16 protein-coding genes and 1 pseudogene are annotated in these 23,125 nt (G+C 48.9%); 13 read left to right on the forward strand and 4 right to left on the reverse strand.

Annotated elements, in window-relative coordinates:
* Positions 1–137 precede the first annotated feature (137 nt).
* The 6 genes from pdhA to EL645_RS17715 all read left to right on the forward strand — a co-directional run bounded on the left by pdhA (position 138) and on the right by EL645_RS17715 (position 8,206).
* Entirely contained in the window at positions 138–1,202 is a 1,065-nt protein-coding gene (pdhA, locus tag EL645_RS17690) for a pyruvate dehydrogenase (acetyl-transferring) E1 component subunit alpha (protein WP_126551739.1), read from the forward strand.
* Positions 1,203–1,204: 2 nt separating this feature from the next.
* Positions 1,205–2,194, forward strand: coding sequence for an alpha-ketoacid dehydrogenase subunit beta (locus EL645_RS17695; protein WP_126551740.1), 990 nt, complete (start codon positions 1,205–1,207; stop codon positions 2,192–2,194).
* 6 nt (positions 2,195–2,200) lie between these two features.
* Positions 2,201–3,502, forward strand: coding sequence for a dihydrolipoamide acetyltransferase family protein (locus EL645_RS17700; protein ID WP_126551741.1), 1,302 nt, complete (start codon positions 2,201–2,203; stop codon positions 3,500–3,502).
* Positions 3,503–4,701: 1,199 nt separating this feature from the next.
* Positions 4,702–6,813, forward strand: coding sequence for a BACON domain-containing protein (locus EL645_RS17705; RefSeq protein WP_126551742.1), 2,112 nt, complete (start codon positions 4,702–4,704; stop codon positions 6,811–6,813).
* Between the two features lie 31 nt (positions 6,814–6,844).
* Entirely contained in the window at positions 6,845–7,771 is a 927-nt protein-coding gene (locus EL645_RS17710; RefSeq protein WP_126551743.1) for a hypothetical protein, read from the forward strand.
* Between the two features lie 93 nt (positions 7,772–7,864).
* On the forward strand, positions 7,865–8,206 hold the full coding sequence (locus EL645_RS17715; protein ID WP_126551744.1) for a hypothetical protein: 342 nt from the start codon (positions 7,865–7,867) through the stop codon (positions 8,204–8,206).
* 68 nt (positions 8,207–8,274) lie between these two features.
* On the opposite strand, the pseudogene namA reads toward EL645_RS17715, so the two are convergent.
* Positions 8,275–9,380, reverse strand: a pseudogene (gene namA, locus EL645_RS17720) (NADPH dehydrogenase NamA).
* Positions 9,381–9,649: 269 nt separating this feature from the next.
* On the reverse strand, positions 9,650–11,401 hold the full coding sequence (locus EL645_RS17725) for an aldehyde dehydrogenase family protein (RefSeq protein WP_126551745.1): 1,752 nt from the start codon (positions 11,399–11,401) through the stop codon (positions 9,650–9,652).
* A gap of 556 nt (positions 11,402–11,957) precedes the next feature.
* On the opposite strand from EL645_RS17725, the gene EL645_RS44280 reads away from it, so the two are divergent.
* The 3 genes from EL645_RS44280 to EL645_RS17735 all read left to right on the forward strand — a co-directional run bounded on the left by EL645_RS44280 (position 11,958) and on the right by EL645_RS17735 (position 16,006).
* Positions 11,958–14,864 carry a S41 family peptidase gene (locus EL645_RS44280; protein ID WP_281276319.1) on the forward strand — a complete coding sequence of 969 codons (2,907 nt, stop codon included), beginning with the start codon at positions 11,958–11,960 and terminating at the stop codon, positions 14,862–14,864.
* A complete protein-coding gene (locus EL645_RS44285) occupies positions 14,858–15,238 on the forward strand; it encodes a S41 family peptidase (RefSeq protein ID WP_281276320.1) in 381 nt (126 codons plus the stop codon). Before EL645_RS44280 ends, EL645_RS44285 begins: the two co-directional genes overlap by 7 nt.
* A 183-nt stretch (positions 15,239–15,421) precedes the next feature.
* Complete coding sequence (locus EL645_RS17735) at positions 15,422–16,006, forward strand: DUF4870 domain-containing protein (protein ID WP_126551746.1); 585 nt, start codon at positions 15,422–15,424, stop codon at positions 16,004–16,006.
* A 129-nt stretch (positions 16,007–16,135) separates the two neighbouring features.
* Here the strand turns inward: EL645_RS17735 and EL645_RS17740 are convergent, their stop codons facing one another.
* On the reverse strand, positions 16,136–16,627 hold the full coding sequence (locus tag EL645_RS17740) for a hypothetical protein (RefSeq protein WP_126551747.1): 492 nt from the start codon (positions 16,625–16,627) through the stop codon (positions 16,136–16,138).
* A gap of 515 nt (positions 16,628–17,142) precedes the next feature.
* Here EL645_RS17740 and EL645_RS17745 point away from each other — a divergent pair.
* The gene (locus tag EL645_RS17745; protein WP_161977453.1) at positions 17,143–18,432 is read left to right on the forward strand and encodes a S53 family peptidase; all 1,290 of its coding nucleotides are present in this window, start codon (positions 17,143–17,145) and stop codon (positions 18,430–18,432) included.
* 104 nt (positions 18,433–18,536) lie between these two features.
* On the opposite strand, the gene EL645_RS17750 is transcribed toward EL645_RS17745, so the two are convergent.
* Positions 18,537–20,333, reverse strand: a complete 1,797-nt coding sequence (locus EL645_RS17750) for a WD40 repeat domain-containing serine/threonine protein kinase (RefSeq protein ID WP_126551749.1) — start codon at positions 20,331–20,333, stop codon at positions 18,537–18,539.
* 399 nt (positions 20,334–20,732) lie between these two features.
* On the opposite strand from EL645_RS17750, the gene EL645_RS17755 reads away from it, so the two are divergent.
* From EL645_RS17755 to EL645_RS17765, 3 genes are all read left to right on the forward strand, one after another.
* Positions 20,733–21,035, forward strand: coding sequence for a GlsB/YeaQ/YmgE family stress response membrane protein (locus EL645_RS17755; RefSeq protein ID WP_126551750.1), 303 nt, complete (start codon positions 20,733–20,735; stop codon positions 21,033–21,035).
* 221 nt (positions 21,036–21,256) lie between these two features.
* On the forward strand, positions 21,257–21,559 hold the full coding sequence (locus EL645_RS17760; RefSeq protein WP_218031899.1) for a peptide chain release factor family protein: 303 nt from the start codon (positions 21,257–21,259) through the stop codon (positions 21,557–21,559).
* Positions 21,560–21,626: 67 nt separating this feature from the next.
* On the forward strand, positions 21,627–23,120 hold the full coding sequence (locus EL645_RS17765) for an outer membrane protein assembly factor BamB family protein (RefSeq protein ID WP_126551751.1): 1,494 nt from the start codon (positions 21,627–21,629) through the stop codon (positions 23,118–23,120).
* Positions 23,121–23,125: the final 5 nt, after the last annotated feature.

Below are 23,125 nucleotides of genomic sequence, written 5' to 3' on the forward strand. Positions count from 1 at the left end.
ACGTGTTACAATTATGTGGGATATGACTGTTAAAACACTGAGTATTTGGGTACACACACCAGACGAGTCAGAATTATCCTAAGACAAACGAACATTCTCCAACTCCAGCAAATAGTAAAAAAAAATCAGGAGACATCATGAGTACTGAGCAGCAAAAGCGACCGGATGGACGCGACGCCACCACTACAGATAAGCCTCGTGTCGTCACGCTGCCTGAAGACGAAAATCGAGAGACGTTGGTAAACTACTATCACCAGATGTTACTTGTCCGTCGCTTTGAGGAAAAATCGGATGAGATGTACAAGATGGCCCGTATTGGCGGCTATTGTCATCTGAACCTGGGTGAAGAGGCCACTGTTGTCGGATTCTGTGCAGGCTTGGAAGAGAAAGATTACCTCTATACAAATTATCGAGAGCATGGATATGCACTGGGCCGCGGCATCTCAGCAAATGCTGTGATGGCTGAATTGTTTGGCAAAGAGACAGGTTGTTCCTATGGTCGTGGCGGTTCTATGCACATGTTTAGCCTCGAACATCGCTTGTTGGGTGGATATGGCATTGTTGGTGGGCAGGTACCGTTAGCGGTAGGAGCAGCGTTCGCGGTAGCATATCGTGGATCAGATGAAGTTGTTGCCGTTCAGATGGGTGATGGTGCAACCAATGGTGGTCCGTTCTATGAGTCATTGAACCTGGCTAAGATTTACAAGCTACCGGTTATTTTCTTTATCGTCAACAACCAGTATGGCATGGGCCTACCTGTAGAAAAAGGCTCGGCGGTGGCCGAACTGTATCGCAAGGGTTGTGCCTTTGATGTGCGTGGAGAGCGCGTAGATGGTAACGATGTCATCGCAGTTCGCGATGCAGTACGCCGTGCCGCCCGTGCCGCCCGTGAGGAGCACGAGCCATACATCGTGGAGGCTGTGAGCTTCCGCCATCGTGGACACTCGGTCATTGATCCGGATCGCTATCGTGACGAAGAACTGGTTAAGCGTGGCCGCTCCTTCGATCCCGTGCCAGCCTTTGCGAAGCGCCTGTTAGATGCGCACCTGATCGACGAACAGGGTTTAAGCGCGATCGAAGAGCAGGTTGAGCAAGTGGTAACTGAATCCGTCAGATTTGCCGAAGAAAGCCCCTTCCCAGCGGTTGAGACCCTCTTTGACCATATCTATGCATCTGACGAACATCTACAGGAGAGTAAGTAATAATGGCCGAAATAAGTTTTCGACAGGCCCTGAATGATACATTGCGTGAGGAACTCAAGCGCGACGAAAATGTCTTTTTAATGGGTGAAGAGATTGGTGTTTTTGAGGGTTCATATAAAATCACGGCTGGCTTGCTCAAAGAATTTGGGCCCAGGCGTATCGTAGACACCCCGATTGCCGAGAATGGATTTGTTGGGATGGCTGTAGGCGCAGCCATGTTAGGCCTGCGCCCCGTTGTCGAGATCATGACCTTTAATTTTATCGTACTGGCCATGGACGAGATCCTGAACCACGCAGCCAAAATCCACTACATGTTTGGCGGCCAAACCCCGGTCCCCATGGTTATTCGTACTCCTGGTGGTGGTGGCCAACAGCTATCGGCGACCCACTCGCAGAACCTTGAAACCTGGTTTGCCCACATTCCTGGCTTGCACGTTGTAGCACCATCTACGCCCGCGGATGCCAAAGGCATGTTAAAGACGGCGATTCGTAACAACAATCCAGTTATTTTTATTGAACACCTGGGGCTCTATAATACAAAAGGCGATGTCCCCGAAGAAGATTATCTGGTTCCCTTTGGCAAAGCAAAAATTGCTAAAGAGGGTAAAGACCTGACTGTGATTAGTTACTCACGTATGGCATCTATGGCTTTAGATGTAGCACGCCGCCTGGAGCAGGAAAATAAATGGAGCGTTGAGGTGGTTGACCTTCGCTCACTGCGCCCATTGGATAAAGAAACTATTGTTAATTCAGTTAAAAAGACCGGGCGAGCTATCATCTTTGAAGAAGATTGGCGCTCATATGGTATTGGTGCTGAAATCGCAGCGACTATCCAGGAAGATGCCTTTGATTATTTGGATGCTCCTGTCAAGCGCGTAGCTAATGTTGAAGTACCTTTGCCATATTCCAAGCCCCTGGAGTCAGCTGCCCTGACTGGCGCCAAGCAGCTAATAGACGCCATCAACGAACTTGCGCCCCGCCGGAGGAGATAAATAATTATGCCCGAAGTGAATATGCCCCGACTCAGTGACACTATGCAGGAAGGCACAATCACGCGTTGGCTGAAGAAGCCTGGCGATGAGGTAAAAAAGGGCGAGGTGGTTGCTGAGGTTGAGACCGATAAAGCCAATATGGAGATCGAGTCATTTAATGCTGGCGTATTGGAACAGATTCTGGTTTCTGAGGGCGAGACGGCTCCTATTGGACAGCCAATTGCGATCTTAGGGACTGGCGCGAACGTACAGTCACAGCAGCAGTCTCCGGCCTCTCAGACCGTGTTCGCGCCTTCGCAGAAGGTTGCAGCTGTGAGTGAGGCAAGCAGTAGTAACGTCCAGGCGCCTCTTACTGCTGAGCCTAATCTGGTGCAGAATGCTCGTGTTAATGGTGGACCCATTAAGTCCTCACCACTCGCGCGGCGCATGGCTGAAGAGCATGGAATCGATCTGCAGCAGATTAAAGGCACTGGCCCTGGTGGTCGCATTGTGCGTGATGATATTGAAGATTATATCGAGCAGCAGCGCACATCAGGGGGAACTGCACCACAGGTTGCTCCAGCCGCAACGGTTTCACAGGTTGCGCCTGCCGTGACCAGCCTACCACCGGTATCTACAGAGGATGCCGAGGTCGTCACACTTTCCACTATGCAGAAAACCATCGCACGCCGTCTGACTGAGTCTAAGCAGAGTGTGCCTCATTTCTATATTGGGAATGATATCGATCTGACGGATGCGCTTGAAATGCGCCAGAAGCTCAACGCGAATGCTGGTGAAGGCGGTGTCAAGGTCAGTGTGAATGATTTGATCATTAAAGCCTGTGCCCTGGCCCTGGAAAAGTTCCCTGAAGTTAATGGCTCATATCGCGATGGACAGTTTATATTGCATAAACATGTCAATATCGGTATTGCCGTTGATGTGCCAGCTGGCCTGGTTGTTCCAGTCATTCGCGATGCCAATATCAAGGGGTTGCGCACCATTGCGCGTGAAGCTAAAGCTCTGGTGGCAAAAGCCCAGGCAGGCAAGCTCACTCCAGCTGACCTTGATGGCGGCACATTCTCAATTTCAAATCTGGGCATGATGGATGTTACCGACTTTGCGGCAGTAATTAATCCTCCACAATCTGCGATCCTGGCTGTGGCAGCAGCGCGCAAAACTTTTGTTCCGATCGATAATCAGCCGGTCATTCGGGATATCATGCACGTCACATTGTCAGCCGATCATCGTATTCTATACGGTGCGACTGTGGCGCGTTTCCTACAAGAGGTCAAGCGTTTATTGCAGAATATCTACCTGTTGCTGGGTTAATATTCTTTTCCCTGACATATGTAAGCGTGTAGCTGATCTTCAAGATCACCGCACTACATATGTGAGAGTGTAGCTGATCCTCGTGATCGCCGCGCTCTCCATGCCTGAGCTCTTACACCTCCGGCACTCAAACGGTCATCTTATGTGGTGCACATGTGCACCACATAAGAAAATTCATATGAGTTCCTATGCGTGAAAGCTCATAATACTTTATTATGAGTTATAGGACATGTGCACATGTGCACCACATAAGAAAATTCATATGAGTTCCTATGCGTGAAAGCTTATAATATTTTATTATGAGTTATAGGACATGTGCACATGTGCACCACATAAGAAAATTCATATGAGTTCCTATGCGTGAAAGCTTATAATATTTTATTATGAGTTGTAGGACATGTGCGATGCACATGTCCTACAACTCATAATAAAACAGATTCGGGCGCGTCAGCGCACGTCCGCACATGCAGTGCAACAAAAAGGGAGGCGCAACCTGATCCTTCAGGTTGCGCCTCCCTTTTTTCTTTTTTCAAGTATAACGGTTGCTTGCGTTTTGCACAAGAAAATATTGGTGAAACATCGATATGTATTTACGAGACAAATAGGCTATTTTGAATAGAATATGGTGCATAAAATGGCGATTAAGTGCTATCCTTATACAGGACATTTAAAATATAGTCATAGGTTTTCACGGGTGTGGCGAATAAAGTAGAGAGTGCAGGATATATAAGCATGAAAGAATGCCTACGATGTGGTAAAAGCTGTGGAAGTGCCGTATTTTGTGATGCTTGCCAATTATCATTAATCCATCGCGTTTCACTGGATGCTGAGAATGATTTTTTCTCGCGTGTACAATCTCCCGCGCGCTCTATTTCTGCTCCTACTGTAGATTCTGTACCTTTGCTAGCATTTCAACAAGTAAATGACATAGAAATATCTATAAGCGCTGAATTAGTAGTACAGGATCAGGAGGAAATGGAGGGCAATCAGCGTCTGCTGCCCTTGCATGCACAGCCATCGAAGCGACCAGGCTCACGCGCGAAACATTTTTTGCGCTGGTATAGCTCTTATATCTTCACCCACTCACGACACTTATTTATTACCTTGACTATAATCTCGCTGTTCGTTTTCCTGCTGGATAGCCTATTATTTTCTTTTGTCTTTACCTCTCATGTTGCTCACCAGTCGCCTACCCGAGCATGCCCGTCCTGACCATCTCACCAGGCGTGGTCTATCCTGGCCAGGTAGCTTTATTGCATTTAAGTAATTTTCCAGCCGCCTCCCACGTTTTACTAACGCGCGACCTGGCCGATGCGGTCCGCCTGGATACTCCATCGTCCCTTATTGTGGTAGGAGCCTCAGGGATGGCTGATGTGCATGTTCTAGTCGAGGATAACTGGGGGGCTGGTACCCATTACTTTGGAGCTGAAGAACTGAGAGAGCACTATGTAGCGACCACTATGGTGCAGGTAATTGGGACCGGCCAGGAATTGTCAGCGCATTTAAATGTCATGCAGACCCGGTTTGATATGGGAAAAGATATTCCTGATACCAATGCCCTGCAACCCATCCAATTCACCAACACTGGCGGAGGATTTGTGAGTTGGACGGCTAATAGTGATCAATCCTGGTTGACCCTGACACCGATGCAAGGGACGTTCAGTAACCATCAACGTATTATTCTTGCCGTCAGCCGTGCTAATCTGTTGCCAGGTGCTTATCAGGGGAATGTAACGATTGTTTCTAACACTGGAAAATCGGTAAATATACATGTCAGAATGGAAGTACAAGCCGCGCCTGGAAAAGGCATGTCTTCTCTGGTTGTAACTCCCGCGGTTCGTTCATTCGTTGCCATTGACGGAGGAGCCAATCCAACTGAACAACAAATTACAATCAGTAATCCCGGTACAGTACCTTTACACTGGTCATTGAATAACATGATTCCTATGACCAGCGACGATCAGAATATGCTATCATCCTCCAATATGAACTGGCTAACTACCAATGCCTCTGCTGGTGAACTTGCGCCCAGAGAGACAACTAATCTTCGCTTAATTGTCCATACCAATACCCTGTTGCCAGGTGTTTATAGTAGCGTGCTCTCATTTGTGGGAGGGCAAGACACAATCAAGAACCCTCAGCCTGTGGCGATTTCTTTAACTATTCAACCTCGTTGTGGTGTGACTCCGAGTGTAGGGAATCTGGCCTTTTCCGGCGTCTCAGGACAGACTAACGCTCTCCAACAGGATGTCAGCCTGAGTCTATCCGCGGACTGTCCAGGGCCGTTGGCCTGGCAGGCATTTTCGCAGACGTCATGGCTCAAAGTTTTCCCAGATCATGGTCAGGTCTCGATCAATCAAGCGGCGACTCTGACTGTGTCAGTGGCTGCAACTGCCTTACAGCCGGGCACTTATGACGGATATATTATATTTTTTACTGAACGTCGCACACAAACCGTCTATGTACAGCTTTCGGTTCTCTCCTCTGAAAGCGCAGCTATAAATACGCCCATTTCAATACAGGGTAATGAAAGTACTGCACCTACCGTCAGAAATAGCCAGGTGCAGAAGACAAATGAGACCAGTACTAATACGAATTCTGGTGGCGCAAGCAGCAGGACGAGTATGTCGAATATGCAATTCCGGCTCTCTCCATCTCAGTTGAGCTTCCAATCTTTTCAGGGGAATGGAGATCCTAATGACCAGCTACTCAACCTGACCAATATGAGTGATCAAACCCTATCCTGGCAAGCAAACAGTGATAATGCTAACCTGGTAGCTATTAGCCCTGCTCAAGGAACTGTTGAGGGGGGGCAGACGATTGGCCTGGTCGTGCATAGCAGCACAGATTTTCTGCCTGCTGGAAATTACAGTGCCCATATCTTAATTACTTTGGCCACCACGGCAGGTAGCGCTGTGGCGGGGAGCCCTCAAACCATTCCTGTTGTCATAAATGTGGTGCAGCCTTGTACATTGCAAGTAGCTCCTTCATCTCTATCATTTGATGCGTCCTTGCTGCAAACTGCCCCTCCTGCTCAGGCCATCACCTTACGTGCTACTGGCGACTGTAATGGGCAAGCTATCAATTGGAGCGCACAAATTGATGCCCATACGAGCAACTGGCTTTCACTCTCAACTTCTGCAGGTAGCGTCGACGCTAATGGATGTATGATCTTTGTCAGTGCAAACGCAGACGGCATGCTCTTGAATGTTTATCATAGTCAAATTACGTTTACAGCCAGTGATACCAGCAAAAATACATTACAAGCTATTCCCCAGACCGTTACTGTAACGTTGAATGTTTTTGGATAGGTGGCATAGGTAGTGAGGGAAAGGAACCCGTATGTCGTACGATGCATCAAGGCATCAATCGCATCAGTTTGAACATATCATTGCGACCATCTTTACCTGTCGCAGTGTTGTCAAGTATAACCTGACCTTAAGTGAAGCGCAAAAGGGTGAATTGTTAGACGATATTGACACTGCACTGGAGGCATTACGGACGCAATTGATTACCAATACATCTCCTGAGATCGAAAACGTGGTGGTTCCCAAAGTGCAGAGCAAAGGTATCCTGGTACCTATAACCGGTACAGAACCGGTTGCCCAGCAAAAAGAAATTAGCAGTGTCGATCAAACATTACAGGCACTCTACCGCATGTACCACGTCTATCTGGATACTCAGCAGGCAACCAATATCGGTACCTTTGTGAATCGTTTTAACGATATCATGACGATTATTAACAATCTACAACGCTTGATTGAGACGAGCTATGGGTCCTATGAGGCCTTTGTGCATCAGATTTCGCCTGATGATCCTCTACAACGTGTCCGTGTATTCATCGCGGATCTCTACTATATTTTCATGGAATTTGTGCGCCTGCTTTCCGAGGTATTGCAGCAGAACAATGTACACCTGGATACCGAAAAGCTTTCTTCAATGCAAGGAGAAGCTGATGTGCAATTATTAAATCCCTATCGCGAGATCTTTGAAGATGAGAGCATGGAGGAGCAGCATAACTTTACGCCTCTGGCACAAGTTTATGCCAGCCATCAGCAACTGGATAAAGTCAAAAAGCATCTCACCAGTCGTGTTGCAGATAGTACCGCCTTTCTGGAATTTTTAAAAGAAAACATTGGTACTGGTACAAGTAAAGGTGATGAGATCGCCATACAACTTACAAATGTGACACAATTGTTGGTTGATATGCAGCGTTTACTCTTCGATTATGAACGTGCCGCCTCGTTTTTACTCTATCCGCATAGGTAAGCTGTCCTGTCTGAGTAACAGAGTGAAGCGAAACAAGCTGGTGAAGCCTATTACATACAAAGAACATTATTGTTTGTGTTGGAGGATTGGTTTATGAATGCGATGGCTATTGGACATGCAGAACTATATATCTATCCAGAAAAGGTGACGCCGCATGATCGGATCTCGTCACCACAGCGCATAGATGTCGTAGGGACGCAAGAATTACTGGAGGTGTTAGTCTCGATGCCTGCCGAGACCAGCTTTAGTGTGTTGCTAGTGATCAACGATTGCGTAGTGGGGAATGGTAAATACTTTATGACCCACGAAACGGTGACAATCCTGCATGAATACGGTGCATGTGTAGGTTTTCTGGTGAAGCCGCTGACGCTCTTGCGTGAAGCAAGGCAGGAGCACCAACGGCGTTATACCAGCCAGGATCATGTTCAGCAATAACGGGAGAGCAGCATTGGATATGGTCCTGACTGATCATTTTTTGAAAGAAGTAAACCCCTTAAGCGCTTTTAGAGCTTAGCCCGCTCGTACTGTTTCGGCCAGGTAACATCCTGTGACAGTTCTCGGGCGGCTCTTAATGGCCAATGTGGATCGCGTAAGAGCTCACGTGCCAGGAAGACCATATCTGCCTGGTGTTGACTTACAATCTGATTGGCCTGTGTCGCTTCGGTAATCAAACCAACTGCACCCGTCGCAATATCTGCCTGTTGACGAATAGCTTCGGCGAAAGGCACCTGATAACCAGGAGCAACAGGGATTTTCACTTTCTCAACGTTACCTCCTGAGGAAACATCGACCAGGTCTACCCCATGTTCTTTGAGCGCACGGCCTATCTCAACGCTCTCTTCGATGGTCAATCCTCCCTCGATCCAATCGCTAGCCGATATACGCACCAACAAAGGCAATTCGGCAGGCATGACCTGGCGGATAGCATCTGTAACCTCCAGGAGGAAACGCATACGATTCTGGAGCGAGCCACCATATTCATCGGTGCGGTGGTTAGAGTAAGGTGAGAGGAACTCATGGACTAGGTAACCGTGAGCGGCATGAATTTCAAGCACCTGGAAACCTGCCTTGAGCGCCCTACGGGCCCCTTCCTGGAAGCTGTGTACCACTTTCGCGATCTCGCTGCTGGAAAGTTCAACAGGCAAAGGATAGTTCTGAGCAAAGCGGATCGCGCTTGGCGCAACTGTTTCCCAACCGCCGTCTTCACGAGCAACCTCGCCATTACCACTCCAGGGTCTAAAGGTGCTGGCTTTTCTGCCTGCATGCGCCAACTGTATGGCTGGAATTGCGCCCTGGGACTTAATGAAAGCGGTAATGCGGGACAGCATCTCTATATGCTCATCGCGATAGATGCCTAGATCCTGGGAGAAATGCGTCCCCGGGCCTCCACTGCGGTGGCCTCGGTCATGACGAGGGCTGCGCCTCCAACGGCAAATGAGCCTAAATGGACCAGGTGCCAATCAGTCGCAAAACCATCGGTCGAAGAATACTGACACATTGGTGCTACCGCGATACGGTTGCGTAAGGTCAGGCCGCGTAATGTATATGGTTGAAACAAAGGAACAGTATTTATCTGCTCACCTAATGAAGCATTTTGAGAATTGCTCATAGGGAGGGTGGTCATATTGAAACACTCCTTGTTATTTGAATGTTATTTGTGAAAAGATTTTTTATTAGATACCACCAGGGAGCCATATATCCACTGGCTCTGATGGACCACTGATTAATTTCTTACATACAAACAAACATCTGTACTGCTGTGTATTATTCCAATCCACTTTTGACCGCAGAATAATAAGGAGGTCCAACGTACGTACGCCAGGCCTCCTTATTATTCTTATGGTTGTATGTAGTTATGTGGGTTGCTCTAGTGAGGTTTTAGCCAGACAACGCTGTTTTAATGATGGCCGGAATTTTCCACCAGGAGGGAGCCGTCTCAAACTGCACCATCTGTTTGAAGAGCTTGCGTGAGATACGGGACTGGTTGGTAAACCAGGGTGGGGCGGGCTTGCTCCTGAATGGGGCGTAGAGCACGCTTTTCTGGGGTTGAGAGAACATCAAAGAATTATGCACAACATCATTGCCAGACTGGATGTCATAGATCTCGTGGCCGGGGAAGGCCCCCCAGGTTGTTGATCCAAGTACAAAACTGGTGCCGGCCCAATAATTGATACCAATACTGCCATAGCGGAGTTGCGCGACAGCTTTATCGACAGCCGCCGCGATAGCCGGATCTTTTAAGGAGCCAGGATGTACCAGCAAGGTAATATTGAGGGTCCCCCAGAGTTGTTCATTGGCGAACTGTACGGCGCGCTCTATATACTCGACCACACTGGTGGCTTCGAGGGCTGTTTCTGAGAATAAGCTGCAGAAAGCCTCGGTGGTAAAGCAAATATCATCTGCATTGGTAGAGTCGACATCCGCAATCAGGGTCCAGGGGAGATGTTGTGGATTACTGGTACCGAACTGTTCTGCCTCTGGATGTGCATCCAGAAAGGCTTGATAGCGCTCACGAGCACCCGGATAATAGGCTGTGCGTGTAGACAGGTGTGAAAGGACGTCTCGGATCTGCTGGAGCAAAGCCTGGCGCTGAGACCAGCTTTTCTGCTGGATGATCACACGGGTTGCGTTACAATTGTAGCCAGCATTATTGGCCAGCATCGAAGCGATATGCTCGGCCTGATAAGCAAGATCTTGCTCAGTCCAGGGACCAGGCACAACGATAACGGGGCTGACATTGCCCAGTTCGCCGGTAACACGTTTGGTTACCAGCGGCTGCCGCGCTGCTTTACGGGCCGCGCCTTCAGCTCCTGGGCCAAAGACAATGGCATCAAAGGTTTTGTCTGAACCTGTAATATGGATCTCGTCGATGTCAGGATGCTGGCAGAGATAGCTACCTTCTGTCGCCCCACCATAAACGATCCTTAAATAGCCTGGTTGGATCAGGGAGCGAAAACTTTCTTCCAGCAAAGGACCCAGATATGCATTGACAGGATTTGCTTTGAAGAGGACGACCTGGTTATCTGTAAAGAGCTTATAGAGTACATCCATCGGGCCGATACTGGCGACATTGCCAGCGCCAAGCACCAGCGCCACCTTACCCTCTGATGTCTGTGACTGATAGTTGATCGCCTGGGTTGAAGCTAGCGTCTCCGCGGTTACTCCTGGTTGCATCCAGACCTCGGCCCTGATACCAGGGAAGAGGACCCGGTCATAGGAGCGAAATGGGAAGACCTGGGCTGTAACCTGGCCATCGGGGCGTGTACGCACGGGACCAGGAATATGAGGATGCCCATCTTTTTGGATATCGACCAGGGCCTGGCGCAATTGACGCAAACTATGTAATAAGGTCCAGGTGCCGGCTACCCACTCGTCGCCGGCGTACGGAGAATCCTCCTCAAGTCCCTTCGCCTCCAGACTGGCCGCTACCCAGCGGGGTGCTAGCGCGGAAAAATCTGCAATTAACGCATCTACGATTGCTATCCGTGTTGCTACGGGAGTGTGTATCCAGTTTTCTTTTTGCTCAACTAGTGTCTGGATAGAGGCATCCATAATTTCACGGCTGGATGAAGCTATGGTACTGCTGGGAGAAGGAAATTGCGGGCTTCCATGCTGTGTATTAATAGTCATCGCTGTCTCTCCATATGAAAGTAGCTCTCATGGCTCTTTTTCCTATCAGATTTTATTCTATGCCAGTGGTAGCTAGATAGCAAGATTGCTGTTTATCGTTGTCATAATTCGTAGAGAAATGCTGCTATCTCCGTTTATATACTCATCGAGGCACATATTTAGCATGTGTCTTACTCTTATCAGCATGGGAAACGTTCCGCCCTTGTACGGACGTGCGCTGGTGCGCCCGAGCTTTTTTCTTGTGTGGTGCAAAAAGTGCGATGGGCGCACTTTTGCACCACACAAGAAAAAAGCTCGGGCGCCTTTGGCGCTCAAACTCAGGTGTGAAGATCGCGGAGATCATGAGGATAAGACACATTCTTAGACGATCTGGCTATTGCTATGCTACAATATAGTTCATCCAAGAGATACCGTAACTGGTGCTACTATGTTCCACCTATTCATAATTTTCAGTTAATTGAAAAGGCGCAGGCCTCCAGGTTAGCGTCTCACATGATTGATGAATAGCAAAGCCGTGTACTTATGTCTTCACGTACACTTCAGGTAAGGAGTCAGCATGCCATCACAGGGTTACGTACGTTTTCCAAACATTTTCCAGGACCAGATTGTCTTCGTTGCTGAGGATGATCTCTGGTTAGTTTCGACCGAAGGAGGGCGAGCCGAGCGTTTAACTGCGGGCGTTGGAGAAGTGAGATATCCCCATTTTTCTCCTGATGGCGCTCTATTAGCCTTTGTTGGGCGTGAAGAGGGTCCCAGTGAGGTCTATGTTATGCCGGCCCAGGGAGGGCCAGCACAGCGCTTAACTTTCCAGGCTGGCAATTGTCGTGTGCTTGGCTGGTCACCTGATGGAGAAGAGATCCTCTATTCCAGTAATTCGGCCCAGTTCGCGGGACGCTTTGAAGTGATCTATGCCATCAAGCCAACTGGTGGTATGCCGCGCCAACTCCCGCTGGGCATGGCTAATGATATATCTTATAGTCGTAATGGTGGTGTGGTCATTGGTCGCAATATTAATATTCGTGAATTCTCGCACTGGAAGCGCTATCGTGGTGGTACGGCCGGGCATTTATGGTGTGACCGCCAGGGTGATGGCAATTTTAAGCGCCTGTTACAGTTGAATGGTAATGTAGCCGACCCCTGTTGGATTGGTGAGCGTATCTACTTCTTGTCTGATCATGAAGGCGTTGGAAATATCTACTCCTGTACACCTGAAGGCGAAGATTTGCGCCAGCATACACGGCATACTGATTTCTATGCTCGCCATCTTTCAACCGATGGTAAACGCCTTGTCTATCATGCGGCGGCTGACCTCTACCTGTTTGATCCAGGCAATGAAGAGCTGCAGCATTTAGAAATTACCTTACCCAGTATTCGTACCCAACGCAGCCGCAAATTTGTGCAGGCAGCCAATTACGTTGACACCTATGCCCTGCATCCCCAGGGGCACATGGTAGGTCTGACCTCTCGTGGTAAAGCTTTTACATTTGGTAACTGGGAAGGCCCTGTTTTACAGTATGGAGAGGCCGATGGCGTACGCTATCGCTACTTAGAATGGCTTGCTGACGGAAAGCGTCTCGTAGCCATTCACGATGCCCCTGGCCGCGAAGAATTGATCATTTTTACGCCTGATGCCTCGGTTGAGCCCAGAACCTTTCCTGATATTGAGTTCGGGCGTGTTACCAGGCTCGAAGTTTCCCCCACAGAGAATGCGGTCGCCATTGCTAATCATCGCAATGAATTAATCCTGGCGAACCTGGATAAAGGCACTTCGCAGGTACTGGATCGCAGTGACTCGGGGCGCATTGAAGGGCTGGCCTGGTCGCCAGATGGCGCCTGGATCGCCTATGGCTTTGCGATCTCACCGAATAAGACCGCCATCAAACTGTGCAAAATTGAGACGGGCGAGACGCATCAGATAACCGATCCTATTCTGGAGGATAGCGAGCCCGCCTTTGATCCAGAGGGCAAATATATCTATTTCCTGGGCCATCGTATCTTCAATCCTGTGCATGATAATCTGCATTTTGATCTGAGTTTTCCACGTGGCGTCAAGCCATATGTGATTCTCTTACGCAAAGATCTACGCTCTCCTTTTATTCCTGAAGCGAAAGTTCCTGACGAAAAAGAAAAGGAAAAAGAGAAAGAAGATAGTAGCGAGAAAAAAGCTCAGGCCGAAGCTGAGACCCCCAAAGATGGCAATCAGGAGAACAAAGAGAAGAAAGACGAGGGGACCAGGAAGGTCGCTGCCATTAGTATTGACCTGGACGGTATCAGAGAGCGCATCTTGCCATTCCCGGTGGCTGAAGGGCGCTATGCCCGAGTTCGTGGCATCAAAGGCAAGGCCCTCTTCCTGTCTTATCCTGTTGAAGGGGTGTTGCAGCATACAGTGCACGGAAAAGGCACGCTAGAATACTATGATTTTGAGAATTATAAAACCGAGAAATTGTTCGATGGCGTGAGCGATTTTGACCTTTCGCGCGATAACAAGTTCCTGATCTATAATAATCACCATCGGCTCCGCGTGGTCAAAGCTGGCGAGAAGTTGAAGCCTGAGCACAATAACAATGAGCGTCCTAATCGTGATAGTGGCTGGCTTGACCTGCAACGCGTCAAGATTTCGGTCCAGCCGTCGGCTGAATGGAAACAAATGTTTGCCGAGGCCTGGCGCTTGCAGCGAGAGCAGTTCTGGGCTGAAGATATGTCCGGCATTGATTGGGAGGCTATCTATCAACAATATGCCCCACTCATTGAGCGTATTAGTTCACGTTCAGAATTATCCGATCTCTTATGGGAGCTGCATGGCGAACTGGGTACCTCACATGCGTACGAAATGGGCGGTGATGTGCGAAACGGCCCCCACTATCGCCAGGGTTTCCTGGGCGTTGATTGGGCCTATGATGGGGAGCAGGAGCGATATCGCATCGCGCGCATCGTAAAGGGAGATCCCTCAGAGAGCCAGGCAACCTCTCCATTTACTGGTCCTGGATTGAACGTCAAGGTTAATGATGCCGTCCTGGCCATCAATGGTCAACGGGTTGGACCAGATCGAGGCCCCCAGGAATTGCTGGTGAACCAGGCTGGCAATGAGGTACAGTTGACGATTGAGGATGCTGAGACCAAAGAGACTCGTATTGTGGTCGTAAAGGCACTGGCCAGTGAGACCCCCGCTCGCTATCGTGAGTGGGTCGAGAGCAATCGCCGTACTGTCCATGAAGTATCCAATAACCGCGTAGGCTATATCCATATCCCTGACATGGGAGGCAATGGATATGCCGAGTTCCATCGTGGCTACCTGGCCGAGTATGATTATCCTGCTTTGCTGGTAGATGTACGTTGGAATGGCGGGGGTAATGTATCGGGGTTGTTGCTTGAGAAACTGGCGCGTCGACGCATCGGTTACGACTTCCCGCGCTGGGGTCAGCCAGAGCCATATCCTGGTGGATCGCCTCGGGGCCGATGGTAGCCTTAACCAATGAGCATGCTGGTTCAGACGGCGATATCTTTAGCCATAGTTTTAAACTGATGGGCCTGGGTCCCTTGATCGGCAAACGTACCTGGGGTGGAGTTATCGGCATCCATCCACGGCATAAACTGGTAGATGGAACGGTTACTACCCAGCCAGAGTTCTCTTTCTGGTTCAAAGATGTGGGCTGGAATGTTGAGAACTATGGTACCGATCCAGATATTGAAGTAGATATTGCGCCCCAGGATTTTGTCCAGGATACGGACCCGCAATTGGAGCGGGCGATTGCGGAGGCATTGCGCCTGGCGGACGAGTATCCGACGCTCGAACCCAAACCCGGTGAGCGTCCACGCCTGGGTCGCCTCAATTCCTGATCCGAGCTCAACATTTGGCCGCCAGCCGAGAAGCTGGCGGCTTTTTGTATTATGATGCCGTTTATTGGGAGAAGCACTTTAATTGCGACAAATTTGTGACAAATTTGCGATAATTTCTCCACATCTTGCTTCTATACTCTCACTATCGGATCTATAAAAACAAGTGAGAAAGGAATCAGTCCCATGCAGCAACCTTATCATCCTCTGCACGAAGGCGGGCAGCAGGAGCAATACTATACAACTGATTATGCCGCTCCACAGCCTGATCCCCAGCGCTATGAGCAGCAATTTTACACCCGGCAGCCAGGCAATCAGAGTGGCGCAACTTCACAACCTTATCCGCCACAGCAACCCTTTAGCGCTGGAACTCCTTTGTTTTCCCCCAACTTTGCATTCATATCCCTGGAACCAACGGGTGAGTCTAAGCTGGTGGCTGTACTCTCTTACGTAGCCGGTTGGTTAACTGGAATGTTATTGCTCCTCTTCATCAAACAGAATCGCTTTATTCGTTTTCATGCCATGCAGTCTCTGCTCTTCTTTGGAGGCTACACAGTCTTTTTTATTGCTTTTCTTAATATCATTCATGCGCACATCTTCTTCTTGAGCGGCTTCGCCATCTTTGCTTTTGTATTAATGCATATTATTGCTGCCATTGGCTGGTTTGTAGGGGTAATCGGTGCCCTGAGCGGTAAATACGTAAAATTGCCATTCGTAGGAGACTGGGCCGAACGTTTTGCTAATAACAATATGCAGGGAACAGTGAAATAATAATGCTAATGTTTACTAACAAATAGGTATCGACTATATGCCCACAGGACAAAATAACTCCAGTCTCTCATCTTTGTATAGGGAGACTGGAGTTACTTTGTCTTGTGGCGTTATTTTTTATATATTTTGTTAGGCATTGCTGCCTTTTTGCCAGACACGAGAGAACTCTGCCGCGGCATTGACGGTTATAAGGCCAGGTTGAGCGGCCCGGTTTGCCTCACTGATCATTAATACCTTTGTACCATCCAGGTGAATATGGGACTGCTCCTGGTCTTGAATCAGGTGTAAGGTATGCCATTCAGCAGGATCAAAGGTCTCAGGCAAGGCGATGACACGATTGACGACCGGAGCAACGCCTGTGGTCTCTACGGCCAGGGCCCAGCGCTCCTGCTGTTTGAACAGGAACACATAGAGTTTTTCCTGTTCACTATATTGGACCAGGATACCCAGGGAGGGCAATGCCTCCGCATTATGCTTGCTCAGGCGCAAGGTGGCTCCAAACTCGAACTGTTCCAGTGCAGAACCTTTCAGCATTGTATGCTCGCCATGAGAGAGCTCTGTCTGTACGAGTTCGTCTTCCTGTACATGCCAATTTGAAACGAGGGTTTGATCTGCAATCATTGGTGTTTTCCATCCTAATCGGGTTAGTGTATAACGTAACATAACTATTACTTTGACTTATAGAAAGAAAAGGAGCCGAATGGAACTCTAGCATATCTCCCTTTGTACTGTCAATGCATCTGTTCTCAAAATCTCCCAGCCTCACTTGCGGGCAATTCCGGTTTTATGGGCGACTATTGGTCTTGTTTCTGTGCCAGATGGCTCTGGAATAGCAGGACTTTTGTCTCCTTTGTCGTGAGCAACTGGTATTCTATTGACCTGCTATCCCCATCACTCTGTGCTTGTTCAATAAGAATGTGAAAAGATTGAAAAACAAGAAAAGGGTAATGAAGTGTAAAAGGGCAGTCTATATAATGACCTTAAGGGAAATTGGGATGGATGATATGTAAGCGCCCGATAGGGTGTGTCGTATGGTTGAAAGGATGTATGTAGTGAGTGAATCCATGCAATATATTTCGCGTCTAAGTCGATCTTTGGTGTTTTTATTGATACTGCTATGTTGCGCAGCGCCATTAATGAGTGTCGCTATTCAGAGGCATGCTTCATTAGGAGCACTGACCCATGTTGCTAGAGGCAGGCAGGTAATACGCTGGAAATTAAAAAGCCCACCGGCGGATGCAGATTGCCGATCAGAGATGCAGTTGTCCTGCTTTAGTCCAAACGAAATTCGCACAGCGTATGGTTTAAATCCAATTTTAAATGCAGGTTTTACTGGTACAGGTCAAACGATTGTCATAATTGACTCTTTCGGAAGCCCGGACCCCTTTAAGGATTTACAACAATTTGATGCAGACTATGGCCTGCCCGATCCTCCATCCTTTAAGGTCCTCCATCCATTGGGTACAGTCAAATTAGATCAGAACAATAGCGATCAAGTAGGCTGGGAACAGGAAACCAACCTCGATGTGCAATGGGCCCATGCCCTGGCACCTGGTGCCAATATCGTTTTACTCACCAGCCCGGTATCTGAGACGCAGGGCGTCCAGGGACTGCCTGAGTTCCTGAAGTTGGAACAATATGCGCTGGATCATCACCTGGGCAAAATCTTCTCTCAGAGCTGGGGAGCTACAGAAGAGACCCTGTTTATGCCAGCTGGCAAAAAAGTGCTGAGTGATTTTGACAACTTTTATCGTGAGGCTACCAGGCAGCATGTTACTTTGCTCGCCTCGGCTGGTGATAGCGGCTCAGCCAATCCAGATGTCAATGGCAACAACTATACTTTTCCTACCGTTGGTTTTCCAGCTGATTCTCCATGGGTAACCTCTATCGGTGGCACTACCCTCAATGCTGATGTCTCTGGTAACTATCAGTCTGAAACAGTCTGGAATGAAGGAGCTGGCAATGCGACTGGTGGGGGATATAGTCAATATTATAGAGAGCCTGCATACCAGAAGCGGTATTTGCCATCCTCATTGTATAGCCAATCGCATGGTTATCGTGGCGTGCCCGATGTCGCCTTCAATGGTGATCCAGTAACCAGTGTACCTGTCTACCTGGGCTTTATGCCGCAGCCAGGATACTTTATGTTTGGCGGCACCAGTGCCGGTGCTCCACAATGGGCGGGCCTGATTGCCGACGCTAACCAGATGGCGGGCCATCCACTGGGCTTTCTGAACGATGCCCTGTACAAAATTGGTTCCAATCCGCTCCTCTATAGCCAGGCATTCCATGATATTACCACTGGTGATAACAAGCAAGGGAATGTCAGTGGTTATAGTGCGATGGTTGGTTGGGATGCTGTAACGGGTTGGGGAACACCTAAGACTGATTTCCTGATACCGTTGTTAGCGCAGCCATCTAAGTAAGTTCTTATGTATGTGCGCTGACGCGCCCGAACTTATTGAGGTGCTGCAAGGAGCCGCGCAATGCACGGCTCCTTGCAGCACCTCAATATTAATGCCTTTATTATTTATGGCTGATCGTTTTTAACTTGCCAGACTTGAACTGAGCCATTGCCATTGACGGATACCATGTGTGTGCTGTCAGATAGCCAGGTAATGGCATAGGTAGGGGTAGAGCGAACATGGTGGATAGAAGCGTTGCAAGCGCTATTCGCATCCCAGATATGTACCTGTTGATCCTTGCTGGCCGAGGCGATCCAGGCACTATCTGGTGACCAGAGAATACTGCCGATCCAGCTACTATGACCACGATACTGGCAGATCTGGTGCCCTTTATTTAGTGGTTCCCAGACCTGAACTGTATTATCCTCGCCAGCCGACGCGATGCGGGTACCATGGGTGGACCAATGAATAGCGCGTACCCAGCTAGGATGGCCGCGATAGCTAAAATATTTTTTGCCTTGCTGGCAATCCCAGATATGGATATCATGCCAGGCACCTGAGGCCATGGCTTTACCATTGGGAGACCAGGCAAGCGCGCGTACCCAGTGAGAATGACCTGGATAAAGGAGCTTGAGTTGTCCCGTGCTGGCATCCCAAATATGAACATGGTTATCTGGCCCATTACTAGCCGAGGCCAGATACTGGCTATCAGGCGACCAGGCCAGAGCAAGCACCATACCGGGATGGCCACTATAAATAGCTTTACATTGACCCGTGGTGGTATTCCAGATATGAATTGTTCGATCCAGGCTGGCAGAAGCGATCCAGCGGCCATCGGGTGACCAGACAATGCTTGTAACGCTGCTGGTATGCTCTTTATAGAGGAGTGTACTATCCCCCGTCGTTGCACCACGCACTTGAATGACGCGCTCGCGACCGCCATAGGCGATGCGTCGCTTATCAGGGGACCAGGCGACGGTGTAGATTACATCGCCATTACTCTGCTCGGCTGTAGTGTGGGTGTGCTCAGCTGGTAAAGGACTTGTATTTGGAGCCACTGATATTGCTGGTTTGGAGGCTACCGGTGATGGTAGCATCGTAATACCTTGCTCTGAAAGATAGGTTTCTTCAAGCGTGCGCGCGAAGTCCAATACACTGCTATAGCGCAAATGTGGTTCCTTTTCCAGCGCGCGCATAATTACCGCTTCAAGTGCAGGCGTAATCGTAGGGAGACATTCTGTCAGAGAGGCGGGACGCGTGAAGGCATGCTGCACCACCAGCTCCTCGTAGGTACCATTAAATGGGCGTTTACTGCTGAGCCATTCATAGGCCATGATAGCCAGGGCGTACTGGTCGCTGGCCGGTAGTGGTTTACCTCTGGCCTGTTCGGGAGCCATATATGCGATCGTCCCCGACACATCACGTAACTGATTGCGCGATGAACTCTGTGTGACAACCGCCAGGCCGAAATCACTCAATAGAATCTCATCATTGCGATCGAGCAAGATATTTTCGGGTTTAATATCGCGATGAATAAGTTTTGCGCTATGAGCGAAATGTAACGCACTGGCGATCTGTTTCACAAAAGAAACGACCAGGCCAGGTGGTAATTTAGTGCCTCTGGGATAATGTTGCCGGAGCGAGCCGTGGGGGGCGTAGCTCATCACCAGAAACGGCACATCGTCCTCGACGCCAAAATCGAGCACACGCACAATGTGTGGATGTTCTAATTGCGCAATGATACGCGCCTCGTGGCGAAAATGCTCAATCTCATCGTGTGAGAGCTGTGTATCGAGAATCTTAATGGCGGCGCGTGTCCCTAAATAAATATGTTCGCCTAAATAGACATCAGCAAAGCCCCCATGCCCGAGTAAACGGGTGAGGCGATAATGGCCAATTTGTTGACCGCTCCGGTCAGGCATACAAAAACTTCCCAGGACGAACAACTCCCTTGTTCTTCAACATTATCTCTGTACACTCCTCATTCTAATTTTAGAAGTGCAGAATATAACTGTCAAGGTGGCTTTTCATCTTTTCTTCCGGTGTGAATAAATCTTTAAGAAGAGTATAAACGGGTTCGGCTAAAAATAAAAGGCCACCAGCTTAAGTGGGAAATTCGCTTGAGAATCCTGAGGAAGATTTTCCAAAATGCTTAACTATGCTGGCAAAACCCCGAAAGTGTATCCTCCCTTGCTATCGAAATCGTATATAAGATCAGAACGGAGAGAACGCAAAAAAACAACTCTCCACGCTGACTAATTTTTTCGTAACGAAACATTTTGGTGTTATATGCTGGTTGTTACATGGAAGGAGTGAGTGTTATGTTGTTTGCAAGTTTGACGACATTCGCAGCCGTACAACTTGGTGCCATCATCTGGTGGTTAGTAGTTGGCTTGATTGCTGGTGCACTGGCAGGGCTGGTCATGCGGGGTGGCGGTTATGGTATCGTTGGTGACATCATAGTTGGTTTAGTTGGTGCGTTAGTTGGTGGTTTTGTAGCTGGCCTGATTGGTCTGGGTGCCAATGGTTTTGTCGGCTCAATCATCATCGCATTTATTGGCGCTTGTGTTTTTATCGCCATCTTGCGTGCTGTTTCCGGTGGTACGCGCCGCAGCACGCTCTAACAAAACCAGACGCAGTATCGTAGAGCATAAAGACTCTTTTCAGCGATCCTCCACATTTTTATCCGTTGGAGGGTCGCTATTTATTTAAAAAGTATACAAATTAAAGCATGCAAAGTGGGCTTATTTAGAATATGATAGAGAAAGAAAACCTTCGCAAAATAAAGATGAGAGTGGAGAATATTCAAAGTGTATCCGACTGATCGAGAATCTCTGGAACGCGATTGCGACTTAGAGTTTTTTATTGGCAGTGGTCCCGGGGGCAACATCGCAACAAAGTTGAGTCAGGTGTACGGCTAACCCATCGTCCCACCGGGCTGGTTGTGACAGCGACGGAACGCCGTTCACAGCATACAAATCGCGATATCGCCTTTGAACGTATGGCTTTGCGCTTACAAGATTTGCAGCGGCCTCGTATTATACGTAAGGCTACACGTCCTACCACAGCCAGTCGTGAGAGACGATTGGGGGCCAAACGCTTGCATAGCCAGCGCAAACAATTGCGTTCACATCCTCTTCATGATTAAATCCCAGGTATGGCAACTCCGTTCAATGTAGTAGTTCAGTTAAGATGACTGAGGGAGTTATTTTATAATGTTCGGGGCGATTGTATTTGTTTGTGCCTCAGGCGCAGGATTAATTCTATTGCGTGCGGCCTGGGGAACTACCCATCATTATCGTTTTTATCCTCTTCACTACTGGTGTATTAGTCTGGTATGCCTGCTGGCCCTGGTGTTGGCTGGCTGTGATCGAGGGGGCGTAGCTACGCCCCCAGTCAGTTCGAATTCTACCCCTGCCACCACTAAAACTTCTGATGCATTATCCTCTGCATCCCATACCTGGGATGATTGGTTTACATATCATCATGATGCAACCCATAGTGGCTATTTGCCGGGGACTCCTGATCCGCAACAACTGGTCCAGGCCTGGAAAACAAAACTGGATGGCGCGGTCTATGCGGAACCACTGGTCGTTAAAGGTCACCTTATTGTGGCTACTGAGGGCGACACCCTTTATTCACTCGATCCCCAAACTGGTAAGGTTAACTGGCAAACCAATGCCGGAACACCTGTACAACGCTCTACCCTACCCTGTGGAGATATTGATCCATTGGGAATCACTGGCACGCCAGTATATGACCCGGCAACTGGTATTATTTTTGCGGTTGCCGAGATCAGTGGCCCGCAGCATATTCTGGTCGGAATTAATGCCGATTCCGGAAAAGTACAGATGCGGCGCGTGGTGGATGTAGATGGGATGGACCCAACTGTCCATCAGCAGCGCTCAGCCTTAGCGGTTTCCAATGGCCTGGTATATATCGCTTATGGAGGACTGGCAGGAGATTGTGGCAATTACCGTGGTACGGTGGTTGCTGCACGCACGGATGGACATGGTAGCCTCCTCTCATACCGTGTACCTACCGCTCGTGAAGGTGGCATCTGGACAACGCCGGGTCCCTCTATTGATGCAGCGGGCAATGTGTTTGTCTCAGTCGGTAATGGCGCCGCAACCAGTGGTGATTGGGATCACAGCGACTCTGTGTTGCGTCTCTCGCCACAATTAAAGTTAGAAGATGCCTTTGCGCCGTCAAACTGGCAGCAAGAGAATAGCAGTGATGCCGATCTTGGTTCTATGGGACCGATGCTACTACCCAACAATCAGGTATTTATAGCTGGCAAATCGGGCAATGGATATGTGTTGCATGCTAATGCATTAGGCGGTGTTGGTGGACAGATTTCTGAAACAAACATCTGTGACGGCCAGGCTATGGGGGGAGGCTCACTGGTCGGCTCGCAAATCCTGGTCCCGTGTAACGATGGAGTTCGCCTGCTCACGGTTGGTTCGGATGGCCATTTATCCATCGATTGGCATATGGCCGATATGAAACTGCCAGCCATCGTTGGTGGGCATACGGTGTATGGACTGGATACCGGTGGCACCCTGTACGCGGTTGATCTGGCAACCGGGAAGCTTCGTACCAGTATCAGTTTATCAGAAGGTGTGCCCCATTTTACCACCCCAACACTTTCAGGGCGTAGCCTGTTTATTGGAACCAATGAAGGTGTGGATGCAGTATCATTTAAATAGCGCGA

The sequence above is a fragment of the Dictyobacter kobayashii genome, assembly GCF_003967555.1.
GTDB classification, from domain to species: domain Bacteria; phylum Chloroflexota; class Ktedonobacteria; order Ktedonobacterales; family Ktedonobacteraceae; genus Dictyobacter; species Dictyobacter kobayashii.